This window comes from Streptomyces boncukensis (assembly GCF_011045075.1).
Taxonomy (GTDB): Bacteria; Actinomycetota; Actinomycetes; order Streptomycetales; family Streptomycetaceae; genus Streptomyces; species Streptomyces boncukensis.
This window is the reverse complement of the sequence record NZ_JAAKZZ010000840.1, coordinates 1-2,035: the sequence shown is the minus strand read 5'-3', so window position 1 is coordinate 2,035 and position 2,035 is coordinate 1. Positions and strand designations below refer to the sequence as shown.

At 78.4% G+C, this 2,035-nt stretch carries 2 protein-coding genes; both read right to left on the bottom strand.

All coding sequences use genetic code 11. The features are described 5' to 3' along the window. Positions 1–26 precede the first annotated feature (26 nt). A complete protein-coding gene (locus G5C65_RS36215; protein ID WP_165303298.1) occupies positions 27–701 on the bottom strand; it encodes an NAD(P)H-binding protein in 675 nt (224 codons plus the stop codon). Positions 702–740: 39 nt separating this feature from the next. After that, positions 741–2,003, bottom strand: coding sequence for an amidohydrolase family protein (locus G5C65_RS36210; protein WP_241266312.1), 1,263 nt, complete (start codon positions 2,001–2,003; stop codon positions 741–743). Between the last annotated feature and the right edge of the window lie 32 nt (positions 2,004–2,035).

The following is a 2,035-nucleotide window of genomic DNA, read 5'->3' as shown; positions in this document are numbered from 1 at the left end:
GAAGGAGGGAGGGAGGAGCGGTGCGGCTACGCGCCCGTCAGCACATCCGTGACCGCGTCCGGGATCGGGGTGTCGCCGCCGATCAGCTCCAGCGTCCGGCCCGTCGTGCGCGGCTCGTCGAGCAGGGCGACCAGGACCGCGGCGACGTCGTCGCGGGTGATGTCCGCGCGGCCCGTCTCGGGGGCCAGGCGGACGCGGCCGGTGCCGGGGCCGTCGGTGAGCCGCCCCGGGCGCAGCACCGTCCAGTCGAGGGCGGGGCGGGCCCGTACGGCGTCGTCCGCGGCGCCCTTGGCGCGCAGGTATGTGGCGAAGACCGGGTCCATACCCGCGGGCGGCTCGGTCAGGTCGGCGTTCGCGCCCATGGAGGAGATGACGAGGAAGCGGCGTACTCCGGCGTGCTCCGCCGCGTCGGCGAAGAGCACCGCGGCCGCGCGGTCGACGGTCTCCTTGCGCCCGCTGCCGCTGCCCGGTCCCGCGCCCGCTGCGAAGACCGCAGCGTCCGCACCCTGCAGATGGCGGGCGACCTCGTCGACCGAGGCCGTCTCCAGGTCGCAGACGGCGGGTTCGGCACCGGCCGACAGCAGGTCGCTCGCCTGCCCGGGGCGGCGGATGAGTCCCGCCACCTCGTCCCCGCGCCCGGCGAGCAGCCGCTCCAGCCGCAGCGCGATCTGACCGTGTCCACCAGCGATGACTGTGCGCATACCGCAGACGGTACGCCCCGCTCCGCGGGATCCGCGGTGTCAGCCCTGCGACTGGCGTGGCAGGCCGAGCTCGCAGGACGCCCCGGAGCCGTGGTACTCGCGTACCGCGCTGGTGCGCGCCACCAGGCGGCCCCGGTGCACCACGACTCTGCTGTACGCCATGGAGAGCGCCTCCGCGATCCCGGTGGCGCGCACGGCGAGCAGCTCGGCGGGGAAGCCGGCCTCCACCCGCACCGGGGGCAGCCCCATCGCGGCGCGGGCGCTCGCGCTGACCGCGGCGTAGGCGCCGTCCGCGCCGGGGGCTCCGCCCGGCCGATCGGGGGAGGGGGGCGTCTCGCCGTGCGACGCGAGCAGATAGGCGGCCTCCAGCGGGTCGCCGCGGCCGACCGGGTTCGCGGCGTCGCGCAGCGCCCCGCTGCCCGCTGCCACCGCGACGCCGGCGGCGGACAGGATCCGCACCGGGGCGACCCGGGAGGGCGCGCCGGGCGAGGGGCGCTCCAGGACGCCGCAGTTGCCCTGGGGCAGGCATACGACGGTGACCCCGGCGGCGGCCAACTGGTCGGCCGTACGGAGCGCGACCTGGTGCGGCAGCCGGGCCAGCCCGGCGCACGGCCCGATGCTCACGCCGGGCCGCAGCCCGCCCGCCGCCGCCGCGAGCCGGGCCAGCCGCGCCGGGTCGCCGCCGTCCGTGTGCAGGTCGACGGCGCAGCCGTGCTCGGCGGCCACGGTGAGGACGGCGTCCGTGTAGCCGCCCGGGTCGGGGTCCAGATCGGGGCAGCCGCCGACCGCCGTCGCGCCCATCTTCACCGCGTCCCGCAGCATGGCGAGGCCCTCCGCGCCCGCCGCCCCGGTGAGCAGGCGCGGTACGGCGACGGTCGTCAGGTCGACCAGTCCGCGCAGCGCCCTGCGGGCCTGGAGGACGGACTCCAGCGCGCGGAGCCCGTCGACCGCGCTGATCCGCACATGGGTGCGCAGCGCGGTGGCGCCCTGGGCGAGCTGGAGCAGCGCGGCCTCCGTGGTGCGCCGCTGGACGTCCTCCCACGCGGGGCACGGCGCGCCGTCGGGCGCCGCGGGGGCGGCGGTGAGGGCGGTGTCGTAGTGCGCGTGCGGCTCGGCGGGGGCGGGCAGCAGCAGATAGCCGGTCAGGTCGACGCGCGAGCCGTCCGTTCCCGCCGGCCCTGCCGCCCCGGGGCCGGGCGCGGCGGCGAGGCTGCCCGCCGTGCCGACGGCCTCGATGCGCTCGCCGACGAGCCGTACGTCGACACAGCGGCCGTCTGCGAGCCGGGCCCCGCTCAGCAGCAGGGAGCGGTGGTGCGGCGCGGAGGGTGGAGGCG